The organism is Xanthomonas sp. MLO165 (assembly GCF_018831305.1).
Taxonomy (GTDB): domain Bacteria; phylum Pseudomonadota; class Gammaproteobacteria; order Xanthomonadales; family Xanthomonadaceae; genus Xanthomonas; species Xanthomonas arboricola.
This window is the reverse complement of the sequence record NZ_CP029263.1, coordinates 85366-100414: the sequence shown is the minus strand read 5'-3', so window position 1 is coordinate 100414 and position 15049 is coordinate 85366. Positions and strand designations below refer to the sequence as shown.

Annotated in this window: 16 protein-coding genes; 7 read left to right on the top strand and 9 right to left on the bottom strand. The window is 66.9% G+C overall.

All coding sequences use genetic code 11. The features are described from left to right. Positions 1-58: 58 nt before the first annotated feature. Together DGN21_RS00425 and DGN21_RS00420 are read right to left on the bottom strand one after the other, a co-directional pair. Positions 59-703 carry a DUF938 domain-containing protein gene (locus DGN21_RS00425; RefSeq protein WP_126966849.1) on the bottom strand — a complete coding sequence of 215 codons (645 nt, stop codon included), beginning with the start codon at positions 701-703 and terminating at the stop codon, positions 59-61. A 207-nt stretch (positions 704-910) separates the two neighbouring features. Then, the gene (locus DGN21_RS00420; RefSeq protein WP_046345239.1) at positions 911-1705 is read right to left on the bottom strand and encodes an EcsC family protein; all 795 of its coding nucleotides are present in this window, start codon (positions 1703-1705) and stop codon (positions 911-913) included. Between the two features lie 173 nt (positions 1706-1878). Here DGN21_RS00420 and DGN21_RS00415 point away from each other — a divergent pair, with 173 nt between their 5' ends. Then, entirely contained in the window at positions 1879-2352 is a 474-nt protein-coding gene (locus DGN21_RS00415) for an SRPBCC domain-containing protein (protein ID WP_126966848.1), read from the top strand. 136 nt (positions 2353-2488) lie between these two features. Here DGN21_RS00415 and proP read toward each other — a convergent pair whose 3' ends face one another. The 5 genes from proP to DGN21_RS00390 all read right to left on the bottom strand — a co-directional run bounded on the left by proP (position 2489) and on the right by DGN21_RS00390 (position 7070). Beyond that, positions 2489-3979, bottom strand: a complete 1491-nt coding sequence (proP, locus tag DGN21_RS00410; protein ID WP_047126467.1) for a glycine betaine/L-proline transporter ProP — start codon at positions 3977-3979, stop codon at positions 2489-2491. A gap of 357 nt (positions 3980-4336) precedes the next feature. After that, positions 4337-4672: a thioredoxin family protein gene (locus DGN21_RS00405; protein WP_046345236.1), complete on the bottom strand. Its 336-nt coding sequence runs from the start codon at positions 4670-4672 to the stop codon at positions 4337-4339. Between the two features lie 21 nt (positions 4673-4693). Beyond that, a complete protein-coding gene (locus tag DGN21_RS00400; protein ID WP_016902952.1) occupies positions 4694-5092 on the bottom strand; it encodes a host attachment family protein in 399 nt (132 codons plus the stop codon). A gap of 100 nt (positions 5093-5192) precedes the next feature. Beyond that, positions 5193-6329, bottom strand: coding sequence for an alpha/beta hydrolase (locus tag DGN21_RS00395; protein WP_164738957.1), 1137 nt, complete (start codon positions 6327-6329; stop codon positions 5193-5195). A gap of 282 nt (positions 6330-6611) precedes the next feature. After that, a complete protein-coding gene (locus tag DGN21_RS00390; protein ID WP_126966847.1) occupies positions 6612-7070 on the bottom strand; it encodes an NUDIX domain-containing protein in 459 nt (152 codons plus the stop codon). 323 nt (positions 7071-7393) lie between these two features. Between DGN21_RS00390 and DGN21_RS00385 the strand changes: the two genes are divergently transcribed. The 4 genes from DGN21_RS00385 to DGN21_RS00370 all read left to right on the top strand — a co-directional run bounded on the left by DGN21_RS00385 (position 7394) and on the right by DGN21_RS00370 (position 11086). Then, entirely contained in the window at positions 7394-8050 is a 657-nt protein-coding gene (locus DGN21_RS00385; protein ID WP_126966846.1) for an SDR family oxidoreductase, read from the top strand. 110 nt (positions 8051-8160) lie between these two features. Beyond that, entirely contained in the window at positions 8161-9231 is a 1071-nt protein-coding gene (locus tag DGN21_RS00380) for a M4 family metallopeptidase (protein ID WP_126966845.1), read from the top strand. After that, a complete protein-coding gene (locus DGN21_RS00375) occupies positions 9228-9539 on the top strand; it encodes a protealysin inhibitor emfourin (protein ID WP_026064425.1) in 312 nt (103 codons plus the stop codon). Before DGN21_RS00380 ends, DGN21_RS00375 begins: the two co-directional genes overlap by 4 nt. Positions 9540-9928: 389 nt before the next feature. Next, positions 9929-11086 carry an HDOD domain-containing protein gene (locus DGN21_RS00370; protein ID WP_215825066.1) on the top strand — a complete coding sequence of 386 codons (1158 nt, stop codon included), beginning with the start codon at positions 9929-9931 and terminating at the stop codon, positions 11084-11086. A gap of 57 nt (positions 11087-11143) precedes the next feature. Here DGN21_RS00370 and DGN21_RS00365 read toward each other — a convergent pair whose 3' ends face one another. Further along, complete coding sequence (locus DGN21_RS00365; protein ID WP_215825065.1) at positions 11144-13432, bottom strand: hybrid sensor histidine kinase/response regulator; 2289 nt, start codon at positions 13430-13432, stop codon at positions 11144-11146. Positions 13433-13599: 167 nt separating this feature from the next. On the opposite strand from DGN21_RS00365, the gene DGN21_RS00360 reads away from it, so the two are divergent. Further along, positions 13600-13779, top strand: a complete 180-nt coding sequence (locus DGN21_RS00360) for a CsbD family protein (protein ID WP_016902944.1) — start codon at positions 13600-13602, stop codon at positions 13777-13779. Positions 13780-14043: 264 nt separating this feature from the next. On the opposite strand, the gene DGN21_RS00355 is transcribed toward DGN21_RS00360, so the two are convergent. Beyond that, positions 14044-14421: a helix-turn-helix domain-containing protein gene (locus tag DGN21_RS00355; protein ID WP_039517994.1), complete on the bottom strand. Its 378-nt coding sequence runs from the start codon at positions 14419-14421 to the stop codon at positions 14044-14046. A gap of 92 nt (positions 14422-14513) precedes the next feature. On the opposite strand from DGN21_RS00355, the gene DGN21_RS00350 reads away from it, so the two are divergent. Continuing rightward, positions 14514-14921 (top strand): DoxX family protein, encoded by a 408-nt coding sequence (locus DGN21_RS00350; RefSeq protein WP_054591769.1) that lies wholly within the window; start codon positions 14514-14516, stop codon positions 14919-14921. Positions 14922-15049: the final 128 nt, after the last annotated feature.

Here is a 15049-nt window from a genome sequence, read left to right as displayed (position 1 = left end):
AATGCATTGATTTGGGAAACAGCCGTGCTGCAATGTCAGCAACGTCTTGGTGCCACATTCAACGCGACTGGCGCGACCACACCCGGCAACAGTTGTTCGCCGGCAACGCCACATCGTCGATCAACTGCAAGCCCACCGACACCGCCAGTGCATCCACCGCTTCGGCATCGCGAATGCCCGATGCGGGATCGCGTTCGCGCAACATCGCATCGAACGCGCGATTGCTCTGGCTGGTGAATTGGCCATCGCGGTTGAACGGCCCATACACCACCAGCAGCGCATCCGGCGCCATCACCGCCGGCAACCCCGCAAACAACGCCTGCACCTGCGGCCAGCCCATGATGTGCAAGGTATTGGCGCTGTAGACCGCGTCGTAGCCGGCAGGCTCGCCCGCCTGCGCAGGCGGCAATGGCGGCGTGGGCGCCAGGCCCGGTGTCGGCGTCAGCACCGCCTGCAATGCAATCGGTGGCGGCGTATTCGGTAATGCCGCCTCGTCCAGCCACTGCGTCATGCCCGGCAGATGGTCGGCATGATCGCTGGCCTGCCAGCGCAACCACGGCATCGCCGCCGCAAAATGTACCGCGTGTTGCCCGGTCCCGGCGCCGATTTCCAGCACATTGCGGCGGTCGGCAAAGTGCCGTTGCAACACCTCCAGGATCGGGTCGCGGTTGCGTGCGGAGGCTGGCGAAAAGGGTTTGGTCATGGAAGACGTCCAGGAAGAGCGAACCCGATTGTCGCGCGCGCAAGCGACATTGCGCAGTGCGCACGACGGCATCGATGCGGCGCCGCGCCCGCATGCGCGTGCGCGTGCATCAACGCAGGCCCGCAAATTCCGCTGTTGCTTGCAGGTTGCCTGGATGGCGCTTGCAGCTTGCCCGCCGCAGATGCGCGGCACCGCGGGGCGTTAGGTTCAACGCGCCGCCGGCAATGCGTCATACGCACGTCGCACCGCGTCCTCGCCATAGCGCCGCTCCAGCCGGCGCACGATGAAGTGCCCGCGCGCCATCGCCTGGAAGTGGCGCATGAACACCGTATTGAGGGTTGCGCCGCTCACCGCACCGACCAGCGGCACTGCCTGCACGGCGAGTTTTTCGCCGACATTGACCGAGAACTTGGCCGCAACGCGCGACACCAGCGACACCAGCACCGGCGCGCCCTTGCTGGCAAACCCGTGTGCGGCAACGTATTGCGCCGCAGCGCTGAGTTGCTGCGCCATCGCCGCGCGTACCGCGAAGTAGCCCGATTCGGCGCCATCGTCGCCGACACTGCGCCCGCCATGCGCCAGCACTTCCAGGCAGGCCAGCGCGGTGTCCGGATCCTGCAGCGATTCGCCTTCGGAACGGGCGATATCGGCGATGGAGCGCAACATCACCGTCGTGGTCACCGGCAGCTCCACCAACAGCCCGGGCAGGCCGAAGAATCCGCCGGCACCACCGGCGACAGCCACCGCCATGGTGTGGCGTGCGGTGGACGCAGGCTGCTGCAGATCGGTCTTGCCGCGCAGGCTCAGTAATGCCGATTTCATCGCCACCTGCAGCGCGCGGCGGGTCACGCCGTCGATGCTGCGGGTGACCAGCTTCGGCAGCCGTCGGGTGATCAGGCTCTCGATCGGCGCGCCCATTGCATTGGCCAGTCGGGCGGCCACGCCGGGGTTTTCCAACAGCGCGTGCGCGGTGGCCAGATCGCGTTGCGCGGCAACGTCCATCACCGGGATCGGAAGCGTCGTCATGCCTGCTCTTCGTCGTTGGGGGCTTGCGGCGATGGTACCCAGCGCCATGTGAGCGCCGGACGAGCGAACTCGGCAAGCGAAAAACACCATCCTGCAATTGGCTGGCAAAATGCGCCATCATCGGGGTTCAAGCAGCTAATGCCGAACAGATGAATCGTGAGATCCGCCACAGCATCGTCATTGCGGCCGCGCCGGAAGTGGTCTGCGCCGCATTGTCCGAGCCCATGCAGCTGGCGCGCTGGTGGACGCGCGAGGTGAGCCTGGTCGAGAACCGGGTGCGGCTGGACTGGAGCCGGCAGGGCTGGCGGGTGGAGCTGAGCATCGACGACGGTGCCGACTACCGCCTGGTGCGCTGGCGTTGCCACGCCTCCAACATGCTCGACACCGACGCCTGGAAGGGCACGGTGATGCGTTTTGACCTGCGCTCCACCAGCCAGGGCACGCAGGTGGAGTTCGAACACTCCGGCTATCGCGACTCGCCCTGCAAAGAGGCCTGCGCACGCGGCTGGCGCTTCTTCCTGGGCAGCAGTCTCAAGCGCTATGTGGAAACCGGCGAAGGCATGCCGTCGGTCGATATGCGCAGCCCCGAGCTGCCTAACAGCGGCGGTCGCACGCTGCGCTAGTGGCGGCTGATGTCACGGCCGCTCGCTGGCATAAGGGCGACACGGTAGACGCCGATCCATCAAGCCAGGCGCCCTGGCGTGCCAACTGTCGTCCCCGATGGCGACATAGCGGACCGCTCGCTCACGCCGGGTCCGCTTACGCCGTATGCGGCTGGCCCATGGCAGGCGCCGTGCTGCCGGGCAGCTGCGCATCCACCGTCACCGGGCTGTCGCTGCGCAGCAATGCGCGCGCCTCGGCATCGGTGGCCACCGCCGGCGGCGAGCCGCGCAGCGGCAGGCCGGCGGTTTCGCGCACGAACAGCATGGTCACCAGGCCGATCGCCGCCGCGCCCATCAGGTAGTACGCCGGCACCAGCGGGTCGCCGCTGCGCTCCACCAGCCAGGCGGTCACCAGCGGCGTGGTGCCGCCGAACAATGACACCGACACGTTGAAGGCGATCGACAACGCGCTGTAGCGCACCGGGGTGTAGAACAGCGCCGGCAGCGTGGACGGCATCGAACTGGTGAAGCACACCAGCGCCAGGCCGAGCAGCATCAGGCCGGCGAAGATCAAGCCGTCGTGGCCGCTGCCGATCAGCAGCAGGCAGGGGATGGCCAGCGCGAACAACGCGATGCAGGCGCCGATGATCATCGGCCGGCGGCCCAGCCTGTCGCTGAACAGGCCGCCGACGATGTTGAGCGGCATCATCACCAGCATCACCAGAATGATCAGCAACAGGCCCTTGCTCTCGGCATAGCCCATGGTCACGCTGAGATAGCTGGGCATGTAGGTCAGCAGCATGTAGTCGGTGACGTTGAACACCAGCACCAGGCCCACGCACTTGAGCAACTGCGGCCAGTGCAGGCGCAGCATCGTCAGCAGGCCCTGCGCGGCGGTTTCGCGCTCGCGTTGTTCGGATTGCTCGGTATAGGCGCGAAATGCCGGGGTTTCTTCCAGTTTCATACGCATGTACAGGCCCAGCAGGCCCAGCGGGCCGGCAATCAGGAACGGCACACGCCAGCCCCAGTCGAGCATCTGCGCCTGGGTCACCGTCATGTGCAACGCCGTTACCGTGGCGGCGCCGGCGATATAGCCGCCCAGGGTGCCGAATTCCAGCCAGCTGCCCATCAATCCACGATTGCGGTCGGTGGCGTATTCGGCGATGAAGGTCGCCGCGCCGCCGTATTCGCCACCGGTGGAAAACCCCTGCAACAGCCGCGCCAGCAACAGCAGCGCCGGTGCCCACAGACCGATCTTGGCGTAGGACGGAATCAGGCCGATGCTGAAGGTACCCAGGGCCATCAGGATCATGGTCGCGGCCAATACCTTCTGCCGCCCGTAGCGGTCACCGAGCGGGCCGAACACCAGCCCGCCGATCGGCCGCACCAGGAAGGCGACAGTGAAGGTGGCAAAGGTGGCGATCAACTGCGCGGTGGGATTGCTGGCCGGGAAGAACACCTGACCCAACGTCACCGCCAGATAGCCGTACACGCCGAAGTCGAACCATTCCATCGCATTGCCCAGCGCGGCGGCGCCCACCGCCTTGCGCAGCATGCCGCGGTCCACCACGGTGACTTCGTCCAGTTGCAGTTGGCGGCGGCGCTTGAACCAACCGAAGTGCGAGGCAATCGCGCGCGTGTCGTGCATGTGTTGTGTCTCCATGTGCGGCCATCGCTGCCCGCTCGCCCTGGCAACGCACAGGACACGGCGCATCACGCAGGCATGGCAATGGCACATGCACAAGATGACGCCGGAGGCATTCCCGGACGGCCGCGTGGACTCAGCGACGCTGCGGGACAGACGACCAAGGGATGGGCAATGCCCAAGGGCTTGATCAGCCCGTTATGGTACTACAGCGCGCAGATCGCTGCAGCCGCGCGACGGCAGAAGCGCGGAAAACTGCCTGTTTCAAGGCAGTTGGCGTGTTTGGCGCGTACATTGCGCCCTCAGCGCACTGCGCATGTCCTGCCGTAGTGCATGCCCCCGATCAGTCGCTGTGCATGCTTACACCAGCGCCTCACCCAACTGCGACAGCAGCGGCTGCAGATCCTCGCGCGTCTGCGGGCGCACCGCGCGCGCCACTTCCACGCCGTCGCGCAGCAGGATGATGGTCGGCCATAACCTGACGCGGAACGAGCGGCCCAGGGGCCGCCCTTTTCCATCTTCGATCTTGCGGTAGTCGAGCGCCGCCACGCCACCCAGCAGTTTCTGCAGCAGCGGTTGCGCGGCAATGCAGTGGCCGCACCAGTCGGTGCCGAACTCCAGTACCTGCAGACCGGCCTGTGCATCCACCTCGCTGCGTTCGGGCGCCTGGGTGGCGTAGTCGCGAACAAACCCCATCGTCTAGCCGCTCCGGTATGCTTACGACAGTGCCCGCTGGATCTCTTCCAGCGGCAGGTTGGTCAGGTCCTTGGCCAGGTCACCGACCAGGCGCTGCTGGGTTTCCTTGTGCAGCAGCGGGCGCACGCGGCCCAGCGTGGTCGGGTCGGCGACCAGCACCAGATGCGTGTACTCGTGCTTCAGCGCGCCATCGTTCAAGGCGTGCGACAGCTGCTTGGCGAAGGTCATTTCGTCCATGTCCGCCTCGCTGAGATCCTGCGGCGCCTTGCCGGCCGGGCCATCGTCGTCGACGTTCTGCACATCGGTGCGCGCGTGCTGGCGCAGCACCACCTTGGCTTCGTTCCCGGTGTTGGTGAACCAGCGCGCTTCGCCGCCATCGGCCACCACCACCAACGCACCCTGAGGAATTTGCAGACTCATTCGATTCTCCTGATAGAACGGCGCTGCATGTGCAACGCCAGTCGGCCTCAACCTAGGTGAGAGGATGTAAGCGCCGCGCCTAGCCGGTGTCAGCGTGGCGTTAGCGTGGTGCGGCCAGCGGCGGCGGCGGCAGGCCCAGGTGCTTGCTGAAGAAACGCGCGGCCACCCGCAGCGCCTGCTGGCTCTCCGGCAGTGCATTGGTGAGGTGGAAGGCGTGCCCCAACCCATCCCACACATGCAGGTCCGATTCGCGGCCCAGATCCACCAGGCGCGCATGCGTGTAGGCGGCATTGCTCAGCTCGGCAGCACGCGTGGCGGTCAGAAACAGCGTCGGCGGGAACTGCCGCAGTACCGCATCGGAAAACACCGGCGACACCAGCGGATCGTGGAAGTCCACGTTGTCGCCGTAGTACAGGTCTTCCCAGATCGGCAACGCACCGGCCTTGTCCGGCAACAAGGCATCGTTGACTGCCGCCACCACAATGCGCGAATCGCCACGGTAGCGCGCATCGCCTGCGGCGCAGAACAGCCCGGCCGCCGCCGGCATCGGCAGCTTCTCCTTGGCGAACCACGCCAGCGATTCACCGGTGAGCACGCCGCCTGCCGAACAACCGAACAGGCCGATGCGCTCTGGCGCATAGGTCTTGAGCGCGGCGCGATACACCGCCGCCACATCCTCGCTGGCGGCCGGGAAATGGTGCTCGGGCCCCATGCGGTAATCCACCGCGACCACGGTCATGCCGGTCATTGCCGCCAGCGGAATGGCTTCCATCAAGCCGAACGAGGCCGCGCTGCCCATCACGAAGCTACCGCCATGCAGTTCGATCAACATGCGCTTGGCCTGCTCGGGTGTGCGCGTGCGCGGCTCCACCCGCAGCACCGGCACGCCGTTCCAGGTTTCGGGCGTGATCTCCACCGCGTAGCGCGTGCGCAGCTGCGCAATCACGCCTTTGGCCCAACGCTCGGTGTCGGCGCGGATGCTCGGCAATTGCTTGAGCAAGGTGGCGTTGTCGGCCTTGTCCAACGGATCGGCACGGGCCACCCCGGCGGCCATATGCGCACGCGCAGCCGGGCTCAGATACTCCGACACCGGCAGGTCGAATGCGGGCACATGCCGGATGCCATCGGGGGCCGACGCGGCCGCCGGTGGTGCCGGCTCGGCGGCGGTTGCGTGCACGCTGCACGCGGTACAGATCAACGTGAGCGCCAGCGTCTTGTTCAACCAATGACGTGTCATGCAGTGCCCTCCCAGGCAAGTCGAACCGCCAAGGATACCGTCAGCGGCCGGCTTGCATCGCGTGCAGATAATGGCGCTGCATGTAACGACACGATGTAACGCAAATGCTGCAACTACGCACACCACAGCGTGCAATCGGACCATCGCATCAAGCGTGCGCGAGCGGTCGCTATCGCAGGCAGGTTAATGCGTTTGCTTACATCCGGCGGACATCGACATCGCGACCACCGGCACCGCCACGGCGCGTGCCGGTGCATCGACGCATGCACTGAAGTCATGCGCTCAGGCGGCAGGTGTCGACGCTGCGGTTGGTGGCAGATGCTGCAATGCCTGCAGCGTGGAGGTGGTCAGTGGCGACGGCAGTGCGTCCAGTGCGAACCAGCCGATGTCGGCGATCGCCTCGGGCTCGCGGCGCTCGGCGTGCTCGCTGCCCTGGATCGCGGCCAGATACACCGGCGCAACCCAATGCTGCGGCGGCGTCAGGTCCGGCTCGAAGTAGCTGACGATGCACAGCACGCCTTGCAGCTGCACGTGCAGGCCGGTTTCTTCCAGCACTTCGCGCACCACCGCGTGTTCCACCGCTTCCATCCAGTCCACCTTGCCGCCGGGCAGGCCCCAATGGCCTTGCTCGGGCGCACGCCCGCGCTGCACCAGCAGCAGGCGGCCATCGGCGCGGCGGATAAACGCGCCGCAGCCAACGCGTGGACGTAGGTCGGTATCGATTGAGTTGGACATAGGCATTCCGGACGTTGTGGCGCGTAGTGTCCCAGATGTGCGGCAGGCAGGTGGTGCATCTGCGCCCTGCATGCCGGTGACGGGGATGCCGGCAAGGCTGCGCGATGCCGCCCGGTCGATGCGGTGCATCGCACGCGCCTGCTCGCGTGATGCGCAGGGCAATCGCCATGGCGCCGCACTACGCAAGCACCCGCTGGATCGAATCCACGCACCTGCAAGTGCATGCGCATACGGAGCGCCTCTCCACGCCCATCCACGCTGCCTTAGCGCCAGGTTGGCGAGGATGCGTGCAGCCCGCGCCGTCATGGCGCACCGTCTTGGAGGTTGGAATGTCGCGTATCGTCGTAATCGGTGGCCATGGCAAGGTCGCGCGTCTGCTGACGCCGTTGCTGGTGCGCGGTGGGCACTCGGTCACCGCACTGTTTCGCAATCCTGCACACGCAGACGATGTGATTGCCGACGGCGCCACCCCGCAGGTGTTCGATATCGAACATGCCGACACTGATGCGATCGCCGCGCAACTGGCCGGCCACGATGCGGTGGTGTGGTCGGCCGGCGCCGGTGGCGGCGATGCGGCACGCACCTATGCGGTGGACCGCGATGCGGCGATCCGGTCGATGCATGCCGCCGCGCAGGCACGCGTGCGCCGCTACGTGATGGTGTCCTATCTCGGTGCCGGGCTGGAACACGGCATTGGCCCGGACGATGGCTTCTTCGCCTACGCGCAGGCCAAGGCCGCCGCCGATGCGCAGCTGCGCACCACCGCGCTGGACTGGACCGTGCTGGGGCCGGGGCGGCTCACGCAGGAGCCGCCAAGCGGCCGCATCACCCGCGATCCGGGCAGCGATGCCGATGGCGGCGTGTCGCGCGCCAACGTGGCGCAGGTCATCGCCGCAGCGTTGGCCATGCCGGCCACCATCGGCAAGACGGTGGGCTTCATCGACGGGCAGACGCCGATCCAGCAGGCCTTGTCGCAGCTGGAATGAACGCCAGGCCTATCGCGATGCCTGCACGCGGCGCATCGTGCACCGACCTAACGAATTCCTAAAGCCGGCCTCGGCATAGTCGCGGGCGCAGCCCATTGTGGAGGTCGCTTATGTCTGCATTCGTCACGCCACGCCGTGCCGGCATCCTGCCGCCGTACCTGCTGGACCACGTGGCCCAGGCCGCGCCCGAGCGTGCGCGCCAGTGCGCGCTGTTGTCGCGGCAGATCACCGCGCAGCTGCGCCAGCAGCGCGCGCTCGGCCTGCTCGCACGCGCCCAGGCGCTGGCCGCCGATGCTGCCAGCACGCCCACCGCGCAGGCCGTGCAGCGGCAGATCTACGATGCCCAACAAGGCACCGCGCTGCCCGGTACCCTGGTGCGTGCCGAAGGCGCTGCCGCCACCGACGATGTGGCGGTGAGCGAGGCCTACGATTATCTCGGCGCCACGCACGACTTCTTCCAGACGGTGTACGGGCGCAATTCCATCGACGGCGACGGCATGCCGTTGATCGGCACCGTGCATTACGAGCGCGGCTACGACAACGCCTTCTGGAACGGCGAGCAGATGGTGTTCGGCGATGGCGATGGCGAGGTCTTCAACCGCTTCACCATCGCCATCGACGTGGTGGGCCACGAGCTGACCCACGGCGTGACCGAGCGCACCGCCAACCTGATCTACCAGGGCCAGTCCGGTGCCTTGAACGAGTCGCTGTCGGATGTGTTCGGCGTGTTGATCAAGCAGTACACATTGCAGCAGCAGGCAAGCGAGGCGGACTGGATCATCGGCGCCGGCTTGTTGATGCCCGGCATCAACGGCGTGGGCCTGCGCTCGATGCGCGCCCCCGGCACGGCGTACGATGACCCGGCCCTGGGCAAGGATCCGCAACCGGCCAGCATGGCCGGCTACGTCGACACACAAGAGGACGATGGCGGCGTGCACTACAACTCCGGCATTCCCAATCACGCGTTCTATCGCGCGGCCGTGGCCATCGGTGGCTACGCCTGGGAGAAGGCCGGGCGCATCTGGTACCGCGCGCTCAGCGGCGGCAACCTGGCCGCCGGTGCGGACTTCGCCACCTTTGCCGCGCTCACCGTCAGCATTGCCGGTGCGGACTACGGTGCCGGCAGTGCCGAGGCAACCGCGGTGCAACAGGCCTGGCGCGACGTGGGCGTGCTGGCATGAGTCCACAGCGTCCGCCGGTGGATGCAGGCGTGACCTTGCGGCTGGCACGCGAAGGCGGGGTGGCCGCCTTCCCCGCCATGCGGCGCGAACGCCAGCTGGTGATGGATGACCTGGACGAGGCGCAGCGCCTGCAGCTGCGCACCTTGCTGGACCAGTGCCTGGTGCATGCGCTGCCGCGCCCGCAGGCCGGTGGCGGCGATCGCCGTTATTTCAGCATTGCCTGGGACGGTGCCAGCGAGCCGCTGCGCATCCCCGAAGAACATGCACCGGCCGCGATCGTGCGGCTGTGGAAACAGGGCACGCTGTAGCGCGCCTGTGCCGCGATGCTGCCGCAAGCGATGCCGCGCGCTTGCCCATCGCCATCCACAAACGAAGACACCGCGCAGTGCGCGGTGTCTTCGTATCGAAAGTGGTCCAACTGCGGATGCCTGCACCCTTTAAGCTGCCTAGATGCTCTAGGGCTGCACAGCTGGTGACGCATAGTGCGGCCTGCGGCGTTAGGGCCACGTGCAGCGCAGCAGTCAACTTGAAGACACCCTACTCATCGCTGCAGTGCAGCAGGTCATTGCCGGTATCCGGCCCTGACGCGCGCGCGTGGCGGGCGCCATTGGCATCGCACGCCGCCGCACGCCTGCATTGCCGTCAACACCGGCTTCGCGGATAGTCGCTGCACCGATCGGACGACTCCTGGACCTTTGTGATTGTGTTGCTGCTTGCCGCCGGACTGCTTGCCGGCCTGGGACTCGCCGGCGTCGTCGCCTGGCTGCTGCTGCGCCAGCGCGCGCGCACCACGGCTGCCTCTGCAGCGTCTGCCACCGTCACGCATGCCGCAGCAGCGCCGCACGTGCCGCAGCCGGCGGCTGAGCAGGTGCCGGCGCCGCCGCAGGCCCAGGCGCATGCCGCTGCAGCACAGCCCCTGCCGTCCGGGCCGCCACCGATGCAGCCGCTGCTGCGCCGCATGTATGCCGCGGTGATGTCCACCCCGGCGCTGGCCGACGGCCACCTGCCGACCGACCCGGCCCAGGCCGCGGTGCTGGCGGCGGTCGGCGCTGCGCTCGACCACGTGGACCTACGCCCGCAGCTGTTGCCGCGCCGCCCGCAGTTGTTGCCGCAGCTGATGCGCGCGGTCAACGACCCGGATGCTTCCGGCCGCGGCATCGCCGCGATCATCGCGCAGGACCCGGCGCTGGCCGCCAACCTGCTGCGCATCGCCAACAGCGCGCTGTATCGCCCGCAAGGCGGCCCGCTGGAAAGCCTGGAGCGGGCCGTGGTGCATATCGGCACCGAGGGCGTGCGCCAGATCGTTGCCGCCGCCGTGATGCAGCCGGTGCTGAGCCTGGAAGGCGGCCTGTACGCGCGCCTGCCGGCGGCGGTGTGGGACTACGCCCTGCGGACCGCGGCTGCAGCAGCCGCCTACATGCGCGAGCGCGGTGGCGACACCTTGTCGGCGCAGCTGGCCGGCCTGCTGCAAGGCCTGGGCGCGGTGGTGATCCTGCGCGTGCTGCGCGATGCCTATGCCGAGCGCCCGAACCTGCCCTACAGCCTGGAAGTGGCCGCCGCGCTGGTCGAACGCCACACCGCCGCCGTCGCCAAGACCATTGCCACCACCTGGGACCTGCCCGCCGCGCTGGGCACCGCGCTGGACGAGCAACGCCCCGAGCACGACACCACCCTGCTCACCAGCTCGCTCGGCATGGCATTGCGTTACGGCCGGCTGGCCGCCGCGCTGGCCATGCTCGCCCGCCACGGTGCCGAGCAGGAGGAGCATGCGCTCAGTGTGCTGTCCACGCTGGAGCCGGACCACGCGGCCAACGCCGCGCTATGGCAACGGCTGGTCGCCGCCAGCGTGGAGTGAGGCCGGCCCGGTCGCGATACGCATGTGCCCTGATAAGCGCATGCGCAGCACCACCGCTCAGCAATCGCTCGCAATCATCTCCTTGACCCGCGCCGCCAGCAGGCTGACGCTGAACGGCTTGGCCAGCACCGCCATACCCGGTTCCAGGTGGCGGTCGTTCAACTGCGCGTGTTCGGCAAAGCCGGTGATGAACAGCACCTTGAGCCTGGGCCGGCCCACACGCGCGGCGTCGGCCATCTGCCGGCCATTCATGCCGCCGGGCAGGCCCACGTCGCTGATCAGCAGGTCGATGCGCGCCGGCGACTGCAGGATGCCCAGCCCGGTGGCGCTGTCGCCGGCTTCCAGCACGGTGTAGCCCAGCTCTTCCAGCACCTCGGTGAACAGCAGGCGGATGGACGGTTCGTCATCGACGATCAACACAGTTTCGCCGGCCAGCGAGGGCGCCAGTTCCAGCGTGGCGGCACCGCCGTCGCTGCTGTCGTCGGCACCGGCATGCCGCGGCAGGTAGATGCACACCGTCGAACCCTTGCCCACTTCCGAATGGATGCGCACCTGCCCGCCGGATTGCTTGGCAAACCCGTAGATCATCGACAGGCCCAGGCCGGTGCCCTCGCCGATCGGCTTGGTGGTGAAGAACGGATCGAACGCGCGCGCCACCACGTCCGGCGGCATGCCGGTGCCGGTATCGCTCACGCACAGCGACAGGTAGTGGCCTTCCGGCATGCCCAGCTGCTGGCCCATCTCGCGGTCGATCCGGCGGTTGCTGGTCTGCACGCACAGGCGCCCGCCGTCGGGCATTGCATCGCGCGCGTTGATGCACAGGTTGAGCAGCGCGTTCTCCAGCTGCGGCGCATCCACCAGGGCCAGCCACAGCTCGGCCGCGGCAAGGTTTTCCACACAGATCCCCGGGCCCACCGTGCGCTGGATCAGCTCCAGCATGTCCACCACCAGCCGGTTGACGTTGGTCGGCTTGGGCAACAGCGTCTGCCGCCGCGCAAATGCCAGCAGCCGGTGGGTCAGCGCGGCCGCGCGCGTGGTGGCGCCCTGCGCGGTGGCCACGTAACGCTCCAGGTCGCGGAAGCGGCCTTGTTCGATGCGCAGGCTCATCAGCTCCAGCGCGCCGGAAATGCCTGCCAACAGATTGTTGAAGTCGTGCGCCAGCCCGCCGGTGAGCTGCCCCACCGCTTCCATCTTCTGCGATTGGCGCAGCGCCTCTTCCACCGTCATCAGCTCGCGCGTGCGCTCGGTGACCCGCTGCTCCAGCGTGTCGCTCAGCTCGCGCAGTGCCGCCAGCGCGCGGTCGCGCTCTTCCGACAGCGCGTGGCGCGCCTCGATGTCCAGCAACACGCCGGGAAAGCGCAGCGGCGTGCCATCGGCGCCCTTTTCGACCCGGCCATTGGCTTCCAGCCAGTAGTACTTTCCGTCGCGCCGCTTGACCCGGTACTGGTGCGCGTAGGCACCGCCGCGGGCGAGTGCTTCGCCAATGGCCACGCGCAGCCCCTCGCGGTCGTCCGGGTGCACGGTCTGGATCACCTGCTCCAGCGACAGGCCGCTGCGGCTGGTGGACGGATCGAAGCCGAAGTTCTGCGCAAACGCCTCGTCCACCGAAAACGCGTCGGTGGGCAAGTCCCAGATCCAGGTACCGATGATCGCCCCGGCCGCCAGCGCCAGCTGCACGCGCTCGGCATTGCGGCGCGCCACGGTTTCCGCCTCCAGCGCGCGATCGCGCTCGCTGGTGCGGTTGACCACCTCGTGCACCAGGTGGGTGTTCTCGTTGCTCAACATCGCGTGCTGGATGTCGCGGTTGCGGTCGGCCGCCACCTGTGCGGTGGTTTCGATGGCGATATTCATCAGCCCCACGATGCTGCCGTCTTCGCCGCGGATCGGCGAGGCGGTGGCATTCCAGTAGGTCATCTCGTTGACGCCGTTGCGCAGCATCGGCAAGGCGATGACTCCCTGGCCGAAGCCCTCACCGGTTTGCATCACCCGGGCGAAGTCCTGCGCGATAGGCGCGTAGGTTTCCTTCCACACCTCGGTCACCGGCTGGCCCAGCGCCTGCGGATGACGGTCGCCCATCGATTGCACGTACACGTCGTTGTAGAACATGCGCAGCTCCGGCCCCCACAGCACCGCACCGAGCAGGGTGGAGTTGAGCACCACCGACAACGACGAACGCAGCGACTGTGGCCAGGTCTCCGGTGCCCCCAGCGGCGTGGCGGCCCAGTCGTGTGTGCGCATCAACGCGCCCATCTCGCCGCCCCCCGCAAGAAACTCTAGGCCGGCGGACTCGGTGGCGGGGCGCTGTGTGCTCACGTGACGGCATTGCCTGGCGGAAAGTGCGCGCATTGTTGCACGCAGCGACCTCAGCAAGCCGTGCAGACGCGCGCGTGCCCCGCGGTGGCGCTGCGCGCCAGCTGGGCGTGCTGACGCGGGGATGACGGCATGCCCACGTCGCACTCACGTCCTGCGGGTACAGACTGGGCTGCAACATCCCCAACCGTATGAGGCACCCCGTGGACAAGAACCGTATCGAAGGTACCGCCAAGCAGGTCAAGGGTTCCATCAAGGAAACCGTTGGCCGTGTCACCGGCGACAAGAGCACCGAGCTGGAAGGCGCTGCCGAAAAGAATGTCGGCAAGGTGCAGAACAAGGCTGGCCAGGTCGCCGACAAAGTGCGCGACGCCGCCAAGTAACGCTGGCAAGTCAGCACTATAGGCAGGCATTACGCCCGCCGCGCTGAAGCAGTGGATTGGCCGTCAGGCGTCACGCACGACGTAGACGGTGGATTCCACTTCGGCGAGAGATCGCACCAACGCCCCGACATGATCGGGGCGTTGGCATTTTAGGGTTTGGAAATGATTTTTGAGTTACCAGGCTGACGGCCAGGAGTGTGTGCACGTCGCCGCAACGGTGATCAAGACACGTGCACGCGCACAACGCACTCCCTGGGCTTCCTCCTAAACGCCGGCCTTGCGCCCGCGTGCAGCGGGCCGCTTCGCAACGCTGTCGCCATGTTGCTGCCACCACGCGGTCAGCGCTTCCATCGTCGGGCCCAGTCCGCGCGCCTTTGGCGTGATGGCGTATTCCACGCGCGGTGGCACCTGCGCAAACACGGTGCGCGTGACCAGGCCATCTGCTTCCAGCTCGCGCAATTGCGCCGTGAGCATGTGTTGGGTAACACCGGGGATGGCCTTGCGCAGCTCGCCGAAGCGATACACGCGCTGATTGAGCAGCCACATGATTTCCAGCTTCCATTTGCCAGACAGCAACGCAAATGCGCGACGCATCTGTTCGTGCATGTTGTGCTCGCCGTCCTCAATGGTCTGCTTTTTCATACTAAGCCCTGGTGATTCATCCTACTTTTCAATCGATATCTTAGGCGACATTCTGATGCCCGGTTGCATTTAAATATTGACTGGCAAACACCATGAGCATTTCTATTTACTGGATCAGTACCGCACTGCTGTGCCTGTTGTACCTGGCTTCTGCCGGCATGTATCTGGCCAAGGGCGAGTTCGTGCGCAAGGCGCAAGCCGAGCTGGGGTATTCGGCACCGTTGCTGGTGCCCTGGATGATCGTCATCAAGATCCTGGGCCCGGTGGCGATTGTGTGGCGCTTCAACACCGCGTTGAGCGATCTGGCCTACGCCGGCATGTTCTACCATCTGCTGTTGTCGGGCATGGCGCATCTGGGTGTGCGCAAGCCCAAGGACACGGTACCGGCCGTGTTGGGGCTGCTCTTCCTGCTCGCTTCGTTCGGTACGCAGAACGCCGCGCGCCAGCCGCCCTCGCCCTATGCACCAACTGCAGCGGCCATCCACGCAACGCTGCAGTAACGCGACACAGGTTGGACGCTGCCAGCTGGGCGGCTGTACCGCACCAAATGCCAGCACGCTAGATGCAACTGCGATTCCGCTGCAGCAATGGGCACAGTGCCTGTAGCACCTGTCCGAGCAGCTAGTTT

What these genes read in the sequence shown, in the direction of transcription:
- DGN21_RS00425 (WP_126966849.1), bottom strand. Translation starts at nt 703, where the DNA reads ATGACCAAACCCTTTTCGCCAGCCTCCGCACGCAACCGCGACCCGATC.
- DGN21_RS00420 (WP_046345239.1), bottom strand. Translation starts at nt 1,705, where the DNA reads ATGGACGTTGCCGCGCAACGCGATCTGGCCACCGCGCACGCGCTGTTG.
- DGN21_RS00415 (WP_126966848.1), top strand. Translation starts at nt 1,879, where the DNA reads ATGAATCGTGAGATCCGCCACAGCATCGTCATTGCGGCCGCGCCGGAA.
- proP (WP_047126467.1), bottom strand. Translation starts at nt 3,979, where the DNA reads ATGCACGACACGCGCGCGATTGCCTCGCACTTCGGTTGGTTCAAGCGC.
- DGN21_RS00405 (WP_046345236.1), bottom strand. Translation starts at nt 4,672, where the DNA reads ATGGGGTTTGTTCGCGACTACGCCACCCAGGCGCCCGAACGCAGCGAG.
- DGN21_RS00400 (WP_016902952.1), bottom strand. Translation starts at nt 5,092, where the DNA reads ATGAGTCTGCAAATTCCTCAGGGTGCGTTGGTGGTGGTGGCCGATGGC.
- DGN21_RS00395 (WP_164738957.1), bottom strand. Translation starts at nt 6,329, where the DNA reads ATGACACGTCATTGGTTGAACAAGACGCTGGCGCTCACGTTGATCTGT.
- DGN21_RS00390 (WP_126966847.1), bottom strand. Translation starts at nt 7,070, where the DNA reads ATGCCTATGTCCAACTCAATCGATACCGACCTACGTCCACGCGTTGGC.
- DGN21_RS00385 (WP_126966846.1), top strand. Translation starts at nt 7,394, where the DNA reads ATGTCGCGTATCGTCGTAATCGGTGGCCATGGCAAGGTCGCGCGTCTG.
- DGN21_RS00380 (WP_126966845.1), top strand. Translation starts at nt 8,161, where the DNA reads ATGTCTGCATTCGTCACGCCACGCCGTGCCGGCATCCTGCCGCCGTAC.
- DGN21_RS00375 (WP_026064425.1), top strand. Translation starts at nt 9,228, where the DNA reads ATGAGTCCACAGCGTCCGCCGGTGGATGCAGGCGTGACCTTGCGGCTG.
- DGN21_RS00365 (WP_215825065.1), bottom strand. Translation starts at nt 13,432, where the DNA reads ATGCGCGCACTTTCCGCCAGGCAATGCCGTCACGTGAGCACACAGCGC.
- DGN21_RS00355 (WP_039517994.1), bottom strand. Translation starts at nt 14,421, where the DNA reads ATGAAAAAGCAGACCATTGAGGACGGCGAGCACAACATGCACGAACAG.
- DGN21_RS00350 (WP_054591769.1), top strand. Translation starts at nt 14,514, where the DNA reads ATGAGCATTTCTATTTACTGGATCAGTACCGCACTGCTGTGCCTGTTG.